Source organism: Polaribacter vadi, from assembly GCF_001761365.1.
Lineage (GTDB): Bacteria > Bacteroidota > Bacteroidia > Flavobacteriales > Flavobacteriaceae > Polaribacter > Polaribacter vadi.
The window spans coordinates 1-17,500 of record NZ_CP017477.1 but is presented as its reverse complement, the minus strand read 5'-3'; the positions used below and the strand labels follow the sequence as shown (position 1 = coordinate 17,500).

Genomic DNA, 17,500 nt, shown 5'->3' with positions numbered 1-17,500 from the left:
CGTAGGAGTCTGGTCCGTGTCTCAGTACCAGTGTGGGGGATCTCCCTCTCAGGACCCCTACCTATCGTAGCCATGGTAAGCCATTACCTTACCATCTAGCTAATAGGACGCATAGTCATCTTTTACCGATAAATCTTTAATTAAGTCTTGATGCCAAGTCTCAATACTATGGGATATTAATCTTCATTTCTAAAGGCTATCCCCCTGTAAAAGGTAGATTCTATACGCGTTACGCACCCGTGCGCCGGTCGTCATCTGTGCAAGCACAATGTTACCCCTCGACTTGCATGTGTTAAGCCTGCCGCTAGCGTTCATCCTGAGCCAGGATCAAACTCTTCATTGTATATTTTAAATAATATGAATGAATAAGTTTCAAAAGAATTTGTCTAATTAATTAAACATGGTTATTCTACTCTTTATTTACGCTGTCAATTTCAATATTTTCAATGAACTTCTTAAGCCTCGCAATCTTGTCGTTAAACAATCTTTATAAAACCTAAATCTGTAGAAACAATAGAATCGAACTATCTGATAATTTTAAAAACCCTTAAGTTTTTCGCTTATCATTCCAAAATCTCTCTGAACTTTTTTTTGCTATTTCTGTTAGCGGGTGCAAATATAAAACTTATTTTTAAACTGACAAATAAAAAAAAATATTTTTTCAAACCCTAAAAACAACTGAACTTCTTTACCGAAAATTTCGGACTGCAAAGATACAACCATTTATTTCTATCAACCTAATGAAAATTGATTATTTTTTTAAAAAATTTAAACAAATTCTAAAACCAATAACCAACTCCGAACCCAAGCCAATAACAGAAATTTCAATGAACATAACTAACAAATATTCCCGTTAGCGGGTGCAAATATACAACACCTTTCTACATACACAACTTTTTTATTTAATTCTTTTGAAAAAATATTTTAAACAATTTTAAAGCACTGAAAACACGATATTTATAAACTAAAATAAAATTAAAAAAAAATGAGAATTTTAGTATTGACATATATAACCTATTACAAATATTTTAAATTTTAGTTTATCAAGAATATTTATCTGTGGAATATTGATAATTAAAAAATCTAAGAAAACCGGATATATAAAAGACACAATGTTTGAAAATGATTTTTGTTTTGAAAAGTATACTAAATTATTATTCTGATTCTGCAGTATTTTTAAATTAACTATAAATTTAAATCAGAAACTAAAGTTTATGAAAAGTAAAATTCTGTTTTATTAAATTCACGTTTTAACTTAAATATATTTATTAATTATAAACTCTTCTAAAAATTACCAATGACTGTGTTAGGGATTGAAGCATTTGTTTGAGCTCTTTTTTATATCTCTATGATTACTCAATAGCTCATCAATAATTAAACTAAAGTTTTAAAATTTTAAGTTACCTTATATATAGCCATAAAAAAAGCGAGTGCGTAAAGCCCGACCACGCTTTTTCGCGTGGAAACACCCAAAAGAAATTAATTATTACTTCTTATCTTTTTTTTCTTTTTCATTTTAGCAAACAAGATTTTATATTCTTCAACATTTATCTCTGCTTTTTTTTCTGCAATTACTTCTATAAAATCGAAATTGAGTTTTGTAGGCTGACTTTTTAAAATTTGATCTCTAAAAGCGCGTTGTAAAATATCTTCGACTAAAAAATCTTCGTTTATAGTTTCTGGAAGATATTCTTCTTTTAAAGATAAGCTAAAAAGATTGGCTGTTGTGTTATACCAAAAAGCTTTCCAACCACTTCGTAAACCTTTAATATTATCGAAAGCAGTTTTACCTGTTTGACGATGAATTAATTTTATTAAAATTCGACCTTCTGTTTTGGTCATCTTTTTAATTTGCTCTGTAAACTCACCTTCAATATACTTTTGAATTTGCCTGGTATATTTTCTTTTTTTGCTTTTCGAATCTATTCTATCTAATCTTGCATTTAAAGAATCTAACCTTTCTGATGCTAGTTTTGCATAAGGATATGCTTTAAAAACTTTTCTGCGTAACCACAAATAATAACGAATATCGTCTTTAGATTTGAATTTTTGCTTTGGTAGTAGCGTAAATTCATTCAACTCTATAGTGATACTGTCTCCTGGTTTTACAAAAATATAGTCGTCAAAATTTTTAGGCAACGAATCTAATTCCTCTTTTTTTTGTGAAAAAGAAATCATTGAAATTAGACCTATATATATGTAGAGTAGTTTTTTCAAATTTTTGCGGGTTTTCGACATAAAATTTCTGTAAAAAGAGATTTCATTCGAACTGACATTCATTATTGTTTGTTTTTGTATGTACTCAAAAAGTTTGCCAAGGTTATTTTAACTTATTTTATCAATAAAATCTTGTTCTGAAATAATTGTTACGCCCAAATCTTGCGCTTTTGTTAATTTTGATGGGCCCATATTATCGCCAGCAATAATAAAATTTGTTTTTTTAGAGATGGATGAACTCACTTTACCTCCATTATCTTCTATCGCTTTTTTCAGTTCGTTTCTAGACATTTGATGAAAAACGCCAGAAACTACAAAAATCTGTCCTTCTAATTTATTGGTTTGATTTTCTAAACTTTCAGCAGACACTTCTAACTGAACTCCAACTTCTTTTAAACGGTTTATTAAGTTGATGTTCCCTTCATTCGATGAAAACTCAATTATACTTTGTGCAATTCTATCGCCAATTTCATCCACATTAATTAATTCCTCGAAAGTTGCTGACATTAAATTGTCTATTGACTTAAAATGTTTGGCTAATTTTTTTGCGACAGTTTCCCCAACAAAACGAATTCCGAGGGCAAAAAGTACTTTTTCAAACGGAATTTCTTTTGATTTTTCAATTCCTGAAATCATGTTTTGTGCAGACTTTTCTGCCATTCTTTCTAATGGAATAACTTGCTCCACCTTTAAATCGTATAAATCAGCATAATTTTTTATTAAACCTTCTTTACGCAATAAATCTACAGTTTCACCTCCTAAACCATCAATATCCATCGCTTTTCTGCTGATGAAATGCTGAATTCTTCCTGTTATTTGTGGAGCGCAACCAAATTCATTTGGACAATAATGTTTTGCATCACCTTCTGTTCTTACTAATTCTGTGTTACATTCAGGACAGTTTGTTGCATAAGCTGTTGGTGTTGAACTTATTGGACGTTTTGTAATATCAACAGCAATAATTTTAGGAATAATTTCTCCTCCTTTTTCAACAAAAACAGTATCATTTTCACGAATGTCTAACTTTTCAATTTGATCTGCATTGTGCAAAGACGCACGTTTTACAGTGGTTCCTGCCAATTGCACAGGTTCTAAATTTGCGACTGGCGTAATTGCACCTGTTCTACCAACTTGATATGTAATTTCGTTCAAAATCGTAGAAACTTGTTCAGCTTTAAATTTATAAGCAATTGCCCATCTTGGAGCTTTGGATGTGTATCCTAATTCTTCTTGCTGTTGTAAATTGTTTACTTTTATAACAACTCCATCAGTTTCATAAGGTAACGTGTGGCGTTTTGTGTCCCATTTATTTACAAAATCGAAAACTTCCTCAATGTTTTTTGCTACAGCAATTGTTTTTGGAACCTTAAAACCAACTTTTCTTGCATTTTCTAAACTTTCAAAATGCGTTTTATATTTTCTTTCTGATGTTACAACTTGATATAATAAACAATCCAAAGGTCGTTTTGCAACTTCAGAAGAATCTTGTAATTTTAAACTTCCACTGGCTGTATTTCTTGGGTTTCTATATTCTTCTTCATCATTTGCAACACGTTCTTCGTTCATTTTAATAAAACCATCTAAAGGTAAAATGATTTCACCACGCATTTCAAAATCTTTTACAAAGTCTTTCTTAATTGATAAAGGAATTGAGCGAATCGTTTTTATATTATTCGTAACCTCATCTCCTTGAAAACCATCTCCTCTTGTAACTGCTTTTATAAATTGACCATTTTCATACGTTAAATTGATAGAGGCTCCATCAAATTTTAATTCGCACGTATATTCAATTTCTGAAGTTCCCAACATTTTTTGAATTCTCTTTTCCCAATCTAACAAATCGTCTTTTGAGTAAGAATTATCCAAAGAATACATTCTATTTTGATGTACAACTGTATTAAAATTTTTGGTAATGCTACCTCCTACTCTTTGTGTTGGCGAATTTACGTCGAAAAAAATAGGATTTTCCTTTTCTAATTTTTCTAATTCTTTGAGTTTTATATCAAAATCGAAATCCGAAATTGTTGCATTATCTAACACATAATAGTTGTAATTATGTGCATCTAACTCTGCTCTCAATACATCTATTCGTTCTTTAATATCCATTTATGTTTAGTATCAATTATTCATAAAAATTACGTTCAAAAATAACACAATATTTACACTTTTTAGGTTAAATAAAAAAATGATTTAAATAACTCAAAACCTTATGTAACAAAGGTTACATATAGCTTTTATATGATATTTATCATAAAATACTACTCCTAATCTAACTAGTTTTGGTGTATAAATTAATCACAATGAAAAACTTAGTTATTTTAGGTGCAGGAACAGCAGGAACAATGATGGCGAATCATATGGTTTCTAAATTACCCAAAAAAGAATGGAAAATAAGCATCATAGATCAATACAAAACGCATTACTATCAACCTGGTTTTCTCTTTTTACCTTTTGATAGTTATACTGAAGATCAAGTTAAAAAAGTAGGCAAAAAATTTATTCCTAAAGATGTAGTTTATCATCAACAAAAAATTGAAAAAATTGATGCAGAAAACAATTTGGTTGTATTAGAAAACGAAGTTCTTGCGTATGATTTACTTATAATTGCTACAGGTTCTAAAATTGCGCCACAAGAAGTTGATGGGATGCATAGCAAAGAATGGCATAAATCTATTTTTGATTTTTACACTTATGAAGGTGCTTTGGCTTTAAGAAATAAGTTACGCACTTTTAAAGAAGGCAAATTGGTAGTTCACATTACAGAAATGCCTATAAAATGCCCAGTTGCACCTTTAGAATTTGCTTTTTTAGCTGATGATTATTTTCAAAAAAAAGGTATTAGAGACAAGGTTGATATTACTTATGTTACTCCTTTAAGTGGTGCTTTTACCAAAGAATTTACTTCTAAAACTTTAGGCTATTTATTAGAAGATAAAAACATAAAAATAGTCACAGATTTTGCCATTGAAAAAGTTGATTTTGAGAACAATAAAATTATTGATTATGCTGATACTGAAGTAGATTATGATCTATTAGTAACTGTACCAACAAATATGGGTGATGAAGTTATAGAAAAATCTGGTTTAGGAGACGATTTAAATTTTGTTCCTACACACCCAAACACGTTACAATCTTTAGCGTACGAAAATATTTTTGTTATTGGTGATGCAACAAATGTACCTGCATCAAAAGCGGGTTCTGTTGCACACTTTCAAGCAGAAACATTAACAGATAACATTTTATTATATCTAGAAAATAAACCTTTAAAAGAAGAATTTGATGGCCATGCCAATTGTTTTATTGAAACTGGTAAAAACAAAGCTTTATTAATAGACTTTAATTACGAGCAAGAACCAGTAACAGGAACTTTTCCTATAGCAGGCATTGGTCCTCTAAAACTTTTAAAAGAAAGTGTTTTTAATCACTGGGGAAAATTAGCTTTTAGATGGATATACTGGAATGTTTTATTAAAAGGAATTCCAATTCCGTTTGTATCTAGAAATATGAAAACAGCAGGAAAAAATATTAACAATTAAATTCAACAAAAATGATAAAAACAATAAAACAAGTTGACATTAAAGTTAACAACGAAGGATATTTAACAGACTTTTCTCAATGGAACAAAGAAATTGGCGCAGAAATAGCCAAAGAACATGATATTGAAATGACCGAAAAACATTGGGAGGTTATTGCATATTTGCAAGAACAAGTTGCCAGCAATAGTCCTCTTTCAATTCGAGGAATTAAAAAAAGTGGTGTAGTAGATATTAAAGAATTCTACGCTCTTTTTCCTGGAGGGCCTTTAAAAGTATCTACAAAAATAGCAGGCGTTCCAAAACCAAAAAGTTGTATTTAAAAAATAGAAATCATGGAAAAAACAAAAGTTAGAAAAATGCTTTTTATACTATCAAAAGCAACAATAGAAAATGTATATGCAGCCTTTATTATGGCAAATGGAGCTAGAATGGAAGGTATAGAGTCAGAAATCTTTTTTACTTTTTTTGGTTTAGAAGCCATTCAAAAGAAAAAACTAGAACATTTGCGTGTAGCAACTGTGGGTAACCCTGCAATGCACATTCCTACAATGTTAGGCGGTTTACCAGGTATGGAAGCTTTAGCTACTAAAATGATGAAAAAAGAAATGGAAAAATTAGACATGCCTCCTGTTGGAGAATTCTTAGAAATTTTATCAGATTCTGGTTGTAAACTTTGGGCTTGTAAATTAGCAGTTGATATGTTTCACCTAAAAAAAGAAGATTTAATTGATGAAATTGAAGATATCATTACCATTGGCGATTTTTATGCAAGAGCAGACCAAGACAATACTCATTTATTATTTATTTAATATTACTTTAGGTTGTTAAGAAACAAAATAGGAAACTATTTTGTTTCTTTTTTATGCCTTTTATTGATGCTTCATTTTCTGTTCTTCAAAATAAATATTTGTTTTTCAATTTTAAAAAATGTATATTTCTTTTAAATCAAAAGATAACTTAAAAATGAAATACGCTATAAAAATACATAAAATTTCTGCAGTTGACGAACTTGAAAATTCTTGGAATATTGAGGATTACAAGGAACTTTTAGACAGGTTTGAGCTGCCAAATGTAGAAAGTACTGATATTAAAGAGTTAAGAGAATTGCTTTTTATGGCAATTGCTGATAAAGACCCAAGTGAAGCTGCTAGAATTGTGTTAGAATATAAATTATCTGACGAAATGAACGAGCATCAAATAGATTCTGTTTCTTATGAAATGTTGGTTGATAAAATTTCTGAAGAATACCCAAGAATTGGGTTGCACAAAAGATTATTTTGCGTGAATCAGTTATTATACAAAGCTTTTAACGGAAAATTCCCAACTGCAAAAGCTACGATTGTTGATTTTGAAATTACTCCAAAAAGAAATGCGCAAGAAGAGATTACCAAAGAAATTGCATTGAAATGTTTTGCTCAAAATTTAGATAGCCACAATGTAATTATCAGGTTATTTGGAAAACAATTAAATGGTGATGAAGAATTTGATGAAGCCAATGATATTATTTGGGATATTTTAAAAACCGAAACTGGCTACCAATTTATTACTTCTGAATATTTTATGAGCAAAGAAGAGTTTATTAATAAAGAATTTGATTGTGAAATTGAGTTTTTTAGTGAGGAGTAAAAGCCCATCTTAATCTTCCTATTTCGACTTCGCTCAATACAGGCATCTGGAAGAAATACTCTTGGTTTAGTTTGTTTGCTTTTTTTTTAATCGTAATAATTTTCACTTTCCCTTTAGGAGAAGTCTCAAAAGAAGAGAATACACAGTTTAGCTTTTTTATAAGATTTCTCCTAAAATCGAAATGACAAAACTGCCAAACAAGTTTAGCCCAGATTGAACGACTTGTTTGAGCTCTTTTTTGCTTTTTTCAAGCAAAAAAAGCGAGTAGTGAAAGCTGGAAATGGCTCCTAAAAAACAAAATCCAAAACATTTAATTGCTTCGGATTTTGTTATTATAATTTGTGATTTATTAGATTCTGATATAAAATCAGGATTAGTTCAACTAACAATTTTTAATGCACTGCTTTGCAGTTTTTAAAAATTGAGTTTCACTAATAATATGTAAATCGTCTAACTTTTGCAATGTGTTTTGCCAAACGCATTACTTGATGCGAATACCCATATTCATTATCGTACCAAATATATAAAATTACACTATCACCATCTGTAATGGTTGCTTTGCTATCGAAAATTGAGGGTGCAGTTGAGCCAATAATGTCTGATGACACCAACTCATTATCTATAGAGTATTTAATTTGCTCAACCAAATCGCCTTCCAAAGCGTTTTGTTTTAAAATTGCATTGATTACATCTTTAGTCACTGGTCTTCTTAATTGCAAATTCAAAATAGCCAAAGATCCATTTGGTACAGGAACTCGAATTGCGTTTGATGTTAACTTGCCTGCCAAAATTGGAATTGCTTTTGCAACTGCACTTCCTGCTCCAGTTTCAGTAATTACCATATTTAATGCTGCAGCTCTACCTCTCCTGTATTTGCTGTGCATATTATCTACCAAATTTTGGTCGTTTGTATAGGCGTGAATGGTTTCTAAATGTCCTTTTTTAATTCCGAAATTATCTTCCAAAACCTTTAAAACTGGCGTTATTGCATTGGTTGTACAAGATGCTGCTGAAAAAACATCAACTTTATCAGGATCGTTTTGTTTATGATTTACACCATGCACAATATTTGGAACTCCTTTTGCAGGCGCAGTTATTAAAACCTTGCTTGCTCCTTTCGATTTTAAATGTCTTGCTAATGCAACATCGTCTCTAAATGCTCCAGTGTTATCGATAATTAAGGCGTCTTTAATTCCGAATTTTGTATAATCGATATCTTCTGGATTGTTGGCAGAAATCATAAAAACGGTTGTTCCGTTTATAATTAAAGCTTTGTTTTCGATATCTGTTTGTACAGTTCCTAAAAAATCTCTGTGAACAGAATCTACACTTAATAAGGAAGCTCTTTTGTCTAAAACTGTTTGTGTAATTTCGCCACGAGTTACAATGGCTCTTAATCTTAATTGAGAACCTTTGCCCATTTTAGACATTAATTCTCTTGCTAATAAACGTCCTATTCTACCAAAACCATATAAAACAACATCTTTTGGAGTGATGTTTTTTGCTTCTGTTGCGTTTTTTAATTTTCTTTTGATAAATGTCACTTTATCTTCACAACCTTCTGGATGTAAATAACATTCGTAAGCTAATTTACCAATATCTAATTTTGATGATGGCAAATCTACTTGCTGAATTGCTTTTGCAATATTTAAAGCATCTTGAATAGTAATTGGTTTGTTTACAAATTCTCTTGAATACTCAATTAAATTTAAAATCTCACTTGCTCTTTTATCTATAAGTGGATTTCTAAACATAACCAACTCAATAGATTTATTATACCATAAATCATTTACGATATTAATAAATTCTACGGTTGCTTTTCTTGTTTGTGTTTGTAATTTAACTTCTTTTTCGTAATCTAAAGTTGATGACATAGCTGTGTAACTAATTTAAAGTTTTTGCAAAAGTATTTCTTTTTTTGAAAAAACGAAATCGATTTCGTAAAAAGTTTTTACATAAAAAAATCCTGATTCGAAAATCAGGATTTTTATTGAAATCTATTTTAAATTATCTAAATCTTAAAATTTCTTTTTCTCCATTTACATTTATAACTTCAATGACTATTGAATAACCTCCTTTAGCAGCCTTTTCTAATAATTTAACTGCATTTTCTGCATTATTAACTTCTTGATTATTAACTTTTGTTATAATATAATTGACCAAACTATCTCTATATCTAGTATCTGCAGTATTTATAATTTTAGCTCCTTGATCAATACCTTTTTTATCTAATTCTTCTTTGGAAACATTTTTCAATTCCCACTTAAATGAATTAGAAACATACCTAACTGGTTTTTTACTTAGTTCAATACTTTTTGTAATATAATCTCCATCTCTGTTAATAGTAACATCTACATAATCTCCAGGTCTTTTTGCTGTTAGCTGCCCTAATAATTCTGAAAATTTAGAAATCTTAACATTATTAATTTTTACAATAACATCACCATCTTTTAAACCCGCTTTTTTTGCACCACCATCATAAAAAACTTCATGAACTTTTACACCATCATCTTTATATTTATCATCTATAGAAATTCCTAAAATAGCTTCTTGAACAGCTCCAAATTCTAATAAATCATCTACAATTTTCTTTACAATGTTAGATGGCACTGCAAAAGAATACCCAATAAAAGAACCTGTTTTAGAAGAAATTGCTGTGTTAATTCCTACTAATTCACCTCTTGTATTTACCAAAGCTCCTCCACTATTTCCAGGATTCACAGCTGCATCAGTTTGTATAAAAGATTCAATATTTCCATTTCCTTCTAAATCTCTTCCTTTTGCACTTACAATTCCTGCAGTTACTGTGCTTGTTAAATTATAAGGATTCCCAACTGCTAAAACCCATTCTCCTATTTTAATCGTATCCGAATTTGCAAAAGGTGTGTAAGGCAAATCAACATCTGCATTAATTTTTAACAAAGCAATATCATTATTTTTGTCAGTACCTATTAATTCAGCTTCGTACTTTTTATTATTATTTAAGGTTATTTCGATATTATTTGCATTATCAATTACATGATTATTTGTTACAATATACCCATCAGCAGAAATAATAACACCACTTCCTGTACCTACTTGTTCAAATTTTCTGGTACCATTTCCATTTCCAAAGAAAATATCTAAAGGACTAGATTGTGTTCTGATTGCAGTATTTTTTACATGAACAACAGAGTGTACAGTTCTTTCTGCTGCCAATGTAAAATCGATTGTAGCTGCATCTATAGCTGTTGAATTTGTATTAAACGCAGGGTTGTAATTTGTTCTTATAATTGATGAAGAATTTGGTTGTATACTTTCTACCACAACATTTTCATCGATAAACATTTTGTAGCCTCCTAGAGTAATTGCTCCTCCAAGAATAGCCATTCCTAATAAACTAAAAAATTTTTTCATAATTATAATTTTGATTTAAGTAAATGTACAATTTTAACATATTCAAAAAATCTGTTTAACTTGCTTTTAACTCAATTTAACCAGTTTTTAACACACTTATTTTATTGATGAAATCTGTATCTTTGTTATATGAATTTATCGTTTTATAAATACCAAGGAACAGGAAATGATTTCGTTATGATTGATAACAGAACAAAAATCTTTCCAAAAGATGAAATTAACAAAATTTTACAAATTTCTGACAGACATTTTGGCATTGGCGCAGATGGAATTATTTTAATTGAAAATGATGACAACTTCGATTTTAAAATGATTTATTTTAATGCTGATGGTAGCCAAACTTTCTGTGGAAATGGGGCAAGATGTGCTGTTGCTTTCGCAAAATATTTGAATATTATTCAACAAAAAACAACTTTTTTAGCGGTTGATGGTAAGCATTTTGCTGAAATTAAAGATGACATAATTTCATTACAGATGATAAATGTTGATGACATTAAAGTGAGTGAAAACTCGGTTTTTATGCATACAGGAACTCAACATCATGTAGAAATGGTTAAGGAGTTAGAAAATTATCCAGTTTTTGACAATGGTAAAAAAATTAGAAATTCTTACGATTTTCCTGGCAGTAACGTAAATTTTGTACAGCAATTAAATGACACTACTTTTAGAGTAAGAACCTACGAAAAAGGGGTTGAAGATGAAACTTTAGCTTGTGGAACTGGTGTTACAGCAGTTGCAATTGCTATGCACAAAACGAATAAAACAAAAAGTAATTCCATTTCTTTACCTGTAGAAGGTGGAAATCTAGAAGTTTCTTTTGATGAAAATAATGGAGTTTATACAAACGTATTTTTAAAAGGGCCTGCAAAATTTGTTTTTAAAGGGGAAATTAATATTTAGATGAAAACACTCAAAGGTAAAAACTTACAGTTAAGAGCAATTGAACCAGAAGACCTCAATTTTTTACATACTATAGAAAATAACGAGCTATTTTGGGAAGTAAGCCATACACAAACTCCTTTTTCTAGATATGTTTTAAAACAATATTTAGAAAATGCACATTTAGATATTTACGAATCAAAACAACTACGCTTAATTATCGAAGAAATTTCCGACAAGGAACAAGTGGGCATGATTGATTTGTTCGATTTTAATCCTCAACATCATAGAGCTGGAGTAGGAATTTTAATTCATCCTTATTTTCAAAATAGAGGATTTGCTGCTGAAGCATTAGCTCTTTTAATTAATTATTCTTTTTCTTATTTAAATTTACATCAGTTATATGCAAACATAACTCCAGATAATGTAAAAAGTATTGCGTTATTTGAAAAACATAACTTTACTAAAATCGGTATAAAAAAAGATTGGCTTTTATCAAATGGAAAATATAAAGATGAAATTTTATATCAATTGATAAAAGTGTAGCTTTGCATTTCTCACAAAAAATCAATACAAATTGGGTAAAAAAATTATATACGTTTTAGGATTTATTCTTATTCTTGGAGGCATTTTAGGCTACAATTACTATCAAAAAATATTTGGGGAAGCAATTACAAAAGATTTAGAACTTTTTATTTTTTCTACTGATAGTTTAGTAGATGTAAAAGAAAAAATAGCAGATTACTCTAAAAACCCAAATACTTTTCTTTGGGTTGCAGCAAAAAAAAGTTTTTCGAAACCTAAAACTGGTCGTTATTTATTAAAAGAAGGCATGTCTAATAACGATGTTGTAAATATGTTACGAAGTGGAAATCAAACTGCTTTGAGCGTTTCTTTTAACAATCAAACTACCTTAGAAAAGTTTGCTGGTAGAATTGCAGAACAATTAGAAATAGATTCTATTTCGATTGTAAACTCGTTTACAGAAAAAAAATTCTTAGATGAAAATGAATTGACAGAAAAATCTGCCTTACAAATTTGCATTCCAAATAGTTACGAATTTTATTGGACTGTTTCTGCTGATGATTTTAGAGATAAATTACTAAGAGAATACAATCGTTTTTGGACAGCTGATAGAATTGCCAAAGCAAAAGATTTAAATTTATCAAAAAGCGAAGTGATTACTTTAGCTTCTATTGTTCAAAAAGAAACTGCAAAAAAATCTGAAAGACCAATTGTTGCAGGTTTATACTTAAATAGATTGCAAAATGGTTGGCCTTTGCAAGCAGATCCTACAATTATATACGCTATTAAAGAAGTTAAAGGGCAAGATTATGTTGTAAAAAGAGTTTTAAAAGTAGATTTAGAAGTTAATTCTCCATACAATACTTACATAAATAGAGGTTTACCTCCTTCTTTAATTGCAATGCCAGATATTTCTTCCATCGATGCTGTTTTAAATGCTAAAAATCATGATTATTTTTACATGTGTGCAGATATTGATAAAATCGGTTATCACAAATTTGCAAAAACTTTAGCTCAACATAACGCAAATGCTGCCAAATACCAAAATTGGCTGAATAAAAAAGGTGTAAATAGGTAAATACGTGTTTTCAACTTCCAAAAAAAAATGCATTTTTATTAAATATTTAATAAAGGTAAACGTTATAGTTCGCCAATTAAAGTAAAAAATAAACCTTTTAACAGCATTATATATAATTTCGACGAAATTAAATAGTTGATTGTCAGGCGTTTTAAAATAAAGCCTAAATTTGCAGCTGTAAAACAATAAGATTTATATGATCAAAAAGTTTTTATTTTTATCAGTTTTTGCATTCGTTTTAATAAGTGCAACCACTGCAAATAAAAGAAAAGATTCAGAGAAAGTAGTTGTACAACCTATAAACATAGATTACAACATCCCTTATTTACAGAAAAACTTTGTAGGTTTTAAAGAGGCAGTAGCATTTAAAGAGTCGCAAGGAAGCTATACAGTTGTAAACACTTTAGGTTACTTAGGCAAATATCAATTTGGCAGGACTACTTTAGAACGCTTTAATATTCACAATACAGATGCTTTTTTAAAAAATCCTGAATTACAAGAAAAAGCTTTTGTTGCTTTATGTAAAGTAAATAAATGGATTTTAAGAAGAGATATTAAACGTTCAGTTGGTAAAACGATGAATGGTGTTATAATTACTGAATCTGGTATTTTAGCAGCTGCTCATTTAAGTGGAGCAGGAAACGTTAAAAAGTTTTTAAGAAGTGGAGGAAGTCAGCGTTTTTCTGATGCTTATGGAGCTTCAATTCAATCTTATATGAAAAATTTTGCTGATTATGACGTTTCTAATATTACTGCTGATAGAAAAGCAACTATTTAAAAAGTCTTTATAAGTACACTTACTATTTCATCTGCATTAATTAAACCAATCGTTCTAGAATCAACAGTATAATCCCTATTATCACCTAAAACAAATATTTTATTTTTAGGAATTATAATAGGTCCAAAATTATCTTCATTCCAAGGTTTATTATAGATAGCTTTCATTTCTTGATTTATAAAATCTTCATCAGAAATAAATCTATGAATCTCAAAACTTAATTCTTTTATAAAGCTATCTTCCAGCAAAAGTTTTATAGTATCATTATCTATTTGTTCAATAATTATACTCGATAAATCAACCTCTGATTTTTTTAATTGTATTAAATTTTCTTTGGCAGTTTTATAAAAATGAGTAAGATTTAAATCTTTGTCGAAGTTCTTACCATTCAGAAACACAACTCCTTTTTTTATTTGAATAGTATCTCCTTCTAAACCAACCAATCTATGGACTCTAATATGTTTTCCTGAATATTCATCATTAAAATTATAACAAACAAAATCACCATTTTTTGGAGTAATAGTATTTGTTCCAATACTTCTTGAACCTTCAGGTAAATTTGGAGAATTAGAAATTGTTGGGTTGTTATATAAAACTAATATTCCTGATAAATTTAAAGCATAGTAAACAACAATAAAAAAAGTAAATACATATAAAATATAATTAAGATACTTTTTTTTCATCGTTACTTCTGAATAATAAAAATAGCTGGTTTCTTATGCAAATCTGGTTGTTGATGTTTCCAATCTTGCACAGACATTGTTTTTATATATTCTGATGGTAATGTTATATCTGCAGCAATACATAAATTAGTTTGGGGTGATAAAATCGCTTTTAAATCTGCCAACATTTTATCATTTCTATAAGGTGTTTCTATAAAGATTTGCGATTGACCTTTATCCATAGAAATTCTTTCCAAATCTTTAATCGCTCTTTTTCTATCACCTTTATCAATAGGTAAATAGCCATTAAAAGCAAAGTTTTGTCCATTCATTCCAGAAGCCATCATTGCCATTAATATAGAACTTGGCCCTACCAAAGGCACCACTTGTATATTTTGTTGATGTGCTAATTTTACGATACTGGCTCCAGGATCTGCAATTGCAGGAACACCAGCTTCAGATAATAAACCAACATTAATTCCTTGAGCACAAACATCTAAATAACGTTGCGTTTCTTCTTCCACTGCATATTTATCTAACAACTTTAAAGTTAAAGAAGGCTGAGATTTTTTAGGAGCAATACTTTTAATGAACCTTCTTGCAGATTTTTCGTTTTCTACAATATAATAATCTATTTGCTCTATCACTTTTTTTATTGATAAAGGCATTACTTCTAGAGGTTCTGTATCACCTAAAGTTGTAGGAATTAAATAGAGTTTACCAATCATTTTTGTAGTTTTTATATTGATGTTACGAATTTACTTAAATTAATTGAATTGCTTTTGATAAGGATTTTACAGATTTTAATTGAAATATGTGATATATTATCAAGTCAATTTATTTGCAATAACTTCACAAGCTTCATCTAACATTTTGTAAACGTTTTCAAAACCTTGATTTCCTCCATAATAAGGATCTGGAACTGACGCATTTTTATCAGCATCAATTACATTTAAAATTAGTTGTACTTTTTCTTCATCTTCTGAATTTCTAGCCAACATCAAAATATTTTGATAATTGCTTTCATCCATAGCATAAATAACATCAAAAGTGTCAAAATCTTTTACCGTAAATTTTCTTGCTCTTTGGTTGGTAATATCAATTCCGTATTTTTTTGCCACTTCAATAGAGCGTTCATCAGCTAAATTACCAACATGATAAGCAGCTGTTCCTGCAGAATCTACAAAAATTTTACTTGTATTTATTTTTGATTTTAAAATACCTTCTGCTAATGGAGATCTGCAAATATTACCTAAACAAACCATTAAAACTTTTTTCATCAACACTATTTACATTTAAAATTAAAGAATAAAAAGAACATCCAACTTTATAAAAGCTAGATGATAAAATTATAAAATGATGGAAATTTGAGAGGCTAAAAAGTTAACTTCTTTGTTAAGTCATCAACATATTTTTTGAATTGCTTATCAGTTTCAGTCAAATTATCTACGGTTTTACAAGCATGTAAAACTGTTGCATGATCTCTTTGCCCAATTTGATTCCCAATACTTGCCAACGATGTTTTTGTTAATCGTTTTGCAAAAAACATGGCTAATTGACGTGCTTGAACAATGTGCCTTTTACGAGTTTTAGACTGCAAAGTAGCAACATCCATATCAAAATATTTAGATACTTCTTTTTGAATGTAATCTATAGAAACTTCTTTTTTGGTGTTTTTAACAAACTTATCTACAATTTGTTTTGCCAATTCTAAAGAGAATTCTCTTCTATTAAAAGAAGCTTGTGCAATCATAGAAATTAAAACACCTTCTAATTCACGAACGTTCGATTTTATATTTTTAGCAACATATTCTACAATATCATCTGGCATTTCAACACCATCTCTGTACAATTTGTTTTGTAAGATCGATATTCTAGTTTCGTAATCTGGTGCTTGTAGCTCTGCTGATAATCCCCATTTAAAACGAGACAACAAACGTTGTTCAATATCTTGCATGTCTACAGGTGCTTTATCCGAAGTTAAAATAACCTGTTTTCCATTTTGATGTAAATGGTTGAAAATATGGAAAAACACATCTTGCGTTCCTGCTTTTCCTGATAAGAATTGAACATCATCAATTAATAAAACATCAATCATTTGATAAAAATGAATAAAATCGTTTCTTGTGTTCGATTTTACTGAATCTATAAATTGCTGTGTAAATTTTTCTGATGAAATGTATAAAACAGTTTTATCTGGATATTTATCTTTAATATCAACACCAATTGCATGTGCCAAATGTGTTTTACCTAAACCTACTCCACCATAAATTAAAAGCGGATTAAAAGAAGTTCCTCCAGGTTTGTTAGCAACTGCCATTCCTGCAGAACGTGCTAATCTGTTAGAATCGCCTTCTATGAAATTTGCAAAACTGTAATTTGGGTTTAATTGAGATTCTATTTTAACCTTCTGCAAACCAGGAATTATAAAAGGATTTCTTAATTCTCTTTTACTAGAATCTATAGGCGCAGTTACTCTTTGTGGCTTTAAAGGATCTCTATTTGAACTTGGTATTTTTACAGTTTGTGGTCTGTTACTACTGTAATTATTTTCCATTTTTACATCATAAACCAATTTAGCATCATTGCCTAATTGTCTTACTAATGCAACTCTTAAAAGTTTTATATAATGTTCTTCTAACCATTCGTAAAAAAATTTACTAGGTACCTGAATTGTTAACGCTTCTCCAGAAAGTTTTACTGGTTTTATAGGCTCAAACCAAGTTTTGTAGGCTTGTGGCTTAATATTATCCTTGATAAAAGATAAACAGTCGATCCAAATGGATTCAGCAGTGTGACTCAT

16 protein-coding genes and 1 rRNA gene (1 of these 17 cut by a window edge) are annotated in these 17,500 nt (G+C 29.5%); 8 read left to right on the top strand and 9 right to left on the bottom strand.

What is annotated here, in order from left to right:
• From LPB03_RS00085 to ligA, 3 genes are all read right to left on the bottom strand, one after another.
• Positions 1 to 343 (bottom strand): 16S ribosomal RNA (locus LPB03_RS00085) (it extends 1,175 nt beyond the left edge of the window).
• Between the two features lie 1,136 nt (positions 344 to 1,479).
• On the bottom strand, positions 1,480 to 2,178 hold the full coding sequence (locus LPB03_RS00080) for a DUF4294 domain-containing protein (protein ID WP_065320736.1): 699 nt from the start codon (positions 2,176 to 2,178) through the stop codon (positions 1,480 to 1,482).
• A 147-nt stretch (positions 2,179 to 2,325) separates the two neighbouring features.
• Positions 2,326 to 4,323: an NAD-dependent DNA ligase LigA gene (gene ligA / locus LPB03_RS00075; RefSeq protein WP_065320735.1), complete on the bottom strand. Its 1,998-nt coding sequence runs from the start codon at positions 4,321 to 4,323 to the stop codon at positions 2,326 to 2,328.
• A gap of 194 nt (positions 4,324 to 4,517) precedes the next feature.
• Here ligA and sqr point away from each other — a divergent pair, with 194 nt between their 5' ends.
• The 4 genes from sqr to LPB03_RS00055 all read left to right on the top strand — a co-directional run bounded on the left by sqr (position 4,518) and on the right by LPB03_RS00055 (position 7,379).
• On the top strand, positions 4,518 to 5,753 hold the full coding sequence (gene sqr / locus LPB03_RS00070) for a type III sulfide quinone reductase, selenoprotein subtype (RefSeq protein WP_065320734.1): 1,236 nt from the start codon (positions 4,518 to 4,520) through the stop codon (positions 5,751 to 5,753).
• Positions 5,754 to 5,764: 11 nt separating this feature from the next.
• Positions 5,765 to 6,073, top strand: coding sequence for a TusE/DsrC/DsvC family sulfur relay protein (locus tag LPB03_RS16700; RefSeq protein WP_065320733.1), 309 nt, complete (start codon positions 5,765 to 5,767; stop codon positions 6,071 to 6,073).
• A gap of 12 nt (positions 6,074 to 6,085) precedes the next feature.
• Positions 6,086 to 6,562: a DsrE/DsrF/DrsH-like family protein gene (locus LPB03_RS16695; RefSeq protein ID WP_065320732.1), complete on the top strand. Its 477-nt coding sequence runs from the start codon at positions 6,086 to 6,088 to the stop codon at positions 6,560 to 6,562.
• Between the two features lie 154 nt (positions 6,563 to 6,716).
• Positions 6,717 to 7,379 carry a hypothetical protein gene (locus LPB03_RS00055; RefSeq protein WP_065320744.1) on the top strand — a complete coding sequence of 221 codons (663 nt, stop codon included), beginning with the start codon at positions 6,717 to 6,719 and terminating at the stop codon, positions 7,377 to 7,379.
• Positions 7,380 to 7,810: 431 nt separating this feature from the next.
• Here the strand turns inward: LPB03_RS00055 and LPB03_RS00050 are convergent, their stop codons facing one another.
• Both LPB03_RS00050 and LPB03_RS00045 read right to left on the bottom strand, forming a co-directional pair.
• Positions 7,811 to 9,253, bottom strand: coding sequence for a glyceraldehyde-3-phosphate dehydrogenase (locus tag LPB03_RS00050; protein ID WP_065320731.1), 1,443 nt, complete (start codon positions 9,251 to 9,253; stop codon positions 7,811 to 7,813).
• Between the two features lie 133 nt (positions 9,254 to 9,386).
• Positions 9,387 to 10,775, bottom strand: coding sequence for a trypsin-like peptidase domain-containing protein (locus LPB03_RS00045; RefSeq protein ID WP_065320730.1), 1,389 nt, complete (start codon positions 10,773 to 10,775; stop codon positions 9,387 to 9,389).
• Positions 10,776 to 10,904: 129 nt separating this feature from the next.
• On the opposite strand from LPB03_RS00045, the gene dapF reads away from it, so the two are divergent.
• From dapF to LPB03_RS00025, 4 genes are all read left to right on the top strand, one after another.
• Positions 10,905 to 11,675, top strand: coding sequence for a diaminopimelate epimerase (gene dapF, locus LPB03_RS00040; protein ID WP_065320729.1), 771 nt, complete (start codon positions 10,905 to 10,907; stop codon positions 11,673 to 11,675).
• Positions 11,676 to 12,200 (top strand): GNAT family N-acetyltransferase, encoded by a 525-nt coding sequence (locus LPB03_RS00035; protein ID WP_065320728.1) that lies wholly within the window; start codon positions 11,676 to 11,678, stop codon positions 12,198 to 12,200.
• A 31-nt stretch (positions 12,201 to 12,231) separates the two neighbouring features.
• The gene (gene mltG / locus LPB03_RS00030; protein WP_065320727.1) at positions 12,232 to 13,257 is read left to right on the top strand and encodes an endolytic transglycosylase MltG; all 1,026 of its coding nucleotides are present in this window, start codon (positions 12,232 to 12,234) and stop codon (positions 13,255 to 13,257) included.
• A 196-nt stretch (positions 13,258 to 13,453) separates the two neighbouring features.
• Positions 13,454 to 14,035 carry a peptidoglycan-binding protein LysM gene (locus tag LPB03_RS00025; protein ID WP_065320726.1) on the top strand — a complete coding sequence of 194 codons (582 nt, stop codon included), beginning with the start codon at positions 13,454 to 13,456 and terminating at the stop codon, positions 14,033 to 14,035.
• Here the strand turns inward: LPB03_RS00025 and lepB are convergent.
• The 4 genes from lepB to dnaA form a co-directional block, all read right to left on the bottom strand.
• Positions 14,032 to 14,718: a signal peptidase I gene (lepB, locus tag LPB03_RS00020; protein ID WP_065320725.1), complete on the bottom strand. Its 687-nt coding sequence runs from the start codon at positions 14,716 to 14,718 to the stop codon at positions 14,032 to 14,034. The two genes, LPB03_RS00025 and lepB, sit on opposite strands and share 4 nt — an antisense overlap.
• A 2-nt stretch (positions 14,719 to 14,720) precedes the next feature.
• Complete coding sequence (locus LPB03_RS00015) at positions 14,721 to 15,425, bottom strand: SAM-dependent methyltransferase (protein ID WP_065320724.1); 705 nt, start codon at positions 15,423 to 15,425, stop codon at positions 14,721 to 14,723.
• A gap of 99 nt (positions 15,426 to 15,524) precedes the next feature.
• Positions 15,525 to 15,977 (bottom strand): low molecular weight protein-tyrosine-phosphatase, encoded by a 453-nt coding sequence (locus LPB03_RS00010; RefSeq protein ID WP_065320723.1) that lies wholly within the window; start codon positions 15,975 to 15,977, stop codon positions 15,525 to 15,527.
• A gap of 95 nt (positions 15,978 to 16,072) precedes the next feature.
• Positions 16,073 to 17,500 carry a chromosomal replication initiator protein DnaA gene (gene dnaA, locus LPB03_RS00005; RefSeq protein ID WP_065320722.1) on the bottom strand — a complete coding sequence of 476 codons (1,428 nt, stop codon included), beginning with the start codon at positions 17,498 to 17,500 and terminating at the stop codon, positions 16,073 to 16,075.

What these genes read in the sequence shown, in the direction of transcription:
- LPB03_RS00035 (WP_065320728.1), top strand. Translation starts at nt 11,676, where the DNA reads ATGAAAACACTCAAAGGTAAAAACTTACAGTTAAGAGCAATTGAACCA.
- LPB03_RS00015 (WP_065320724.1), bottom strand. Translation starts at nt 15,425, where the DNA reads ATGATTGGTAAACTCTATTTAATTCCTACAACTTTAGGTGATACAGAA.
- LPB03_RS16700 (WP_065320733.1), top strand. Translation starts at nt 5,765, where the DNA reads ATGATAAAAACAATAAAACAAGTTGACATTAAAGTTAACAACGAAGGA.
- LPB03_RS00045 (WP_065320730.1), bottom strand. Translation starts at nt 10,775, where the DNA reads ATGAAAAAATTTTTTAGTTTATTAGGAATGGCTATTCTTGGAGGAGCA.
- LPB03_RS00055 (WP_065320744.1), top strand. Translation starts at nt 6,717, where the DNA reads ATGAAATACGCTATAAAAATACATAAAATTTCTGCAGTTGACGAACTT.
- dapF (WP_065320729.1), top strand. Translation starts at nt 10,905, where the DNA reads ATGAATTTATCGTTTTATAAATACCAAGGAACAGGAAATGATTTCGTT.
- sqr (WP_065320734.1), top strand. Translation starts at nt 4,518, where the DNA reads ATGAAAAACTTAGTTATTTTAGGTGCAGGAACAGCAGGAACAATGATG.
- LPB03_RS00080 (WP_065320736.1), bottom strand. Translation starts at nt 2,178, where the DNA reads ATGATTTCTTTTTCACAAAAAAAAGAGGAATTAGATTCGTTGCCTAAA.
- LPB03_RS00050 (WP_065320731.1), bottom strand. Translation starts at nt 9,253, where the DNA reads ATGTCATCAACTTTAGATTACGAAAAAGAAGTTAAATTACAAACACAA.
- LPB03_RS16695 (WP_065320732.1), top strand. Translation starts at nt 6,086, where the DNA reads ATGGAAAAAACAAAAGTTAGAAAAATGCTTTTTATACTATCAAAAGCA.
- lepB (WP_065320725.1), bottom strand. Translation starts at nt 14,718, where the DNA reads ATGAAAAAAAAGTATCTTAATTATATTTTATATGTATTTACTTTTTTT.
- ligA (WP_065320735.1), bottom strand. Translation starts at nt 4,323, where the DNA reads ATGGATATTAAAGAACGAATAGATGTATTGAGAGCAGAGTTAGATGCA.
- LPB03_RS00025 (WP_065320726.1), top strand. Translation starts at nt 13,454, where the DNA reads ATGATCAAAAAGTTTTTATTTTTATCAGTTTTTGCATTCGTTTTAATA.
- dnaA (WP_065320722.1), bottom strand. Translation starts at nt 17,500, where the DNA reads ATGAGTCACACTGCTGAATCCATTTGGATCGACTGTTTATCTTTTATC.
- LPB03_RS00010 (WP_065320723.1), bottom strand. Translation starts at nt 15,977, where the DNA reads ATGAAAAAAGTTTTAATGGTTTGTTTAGGTAATATTTGCAGATCTCCA.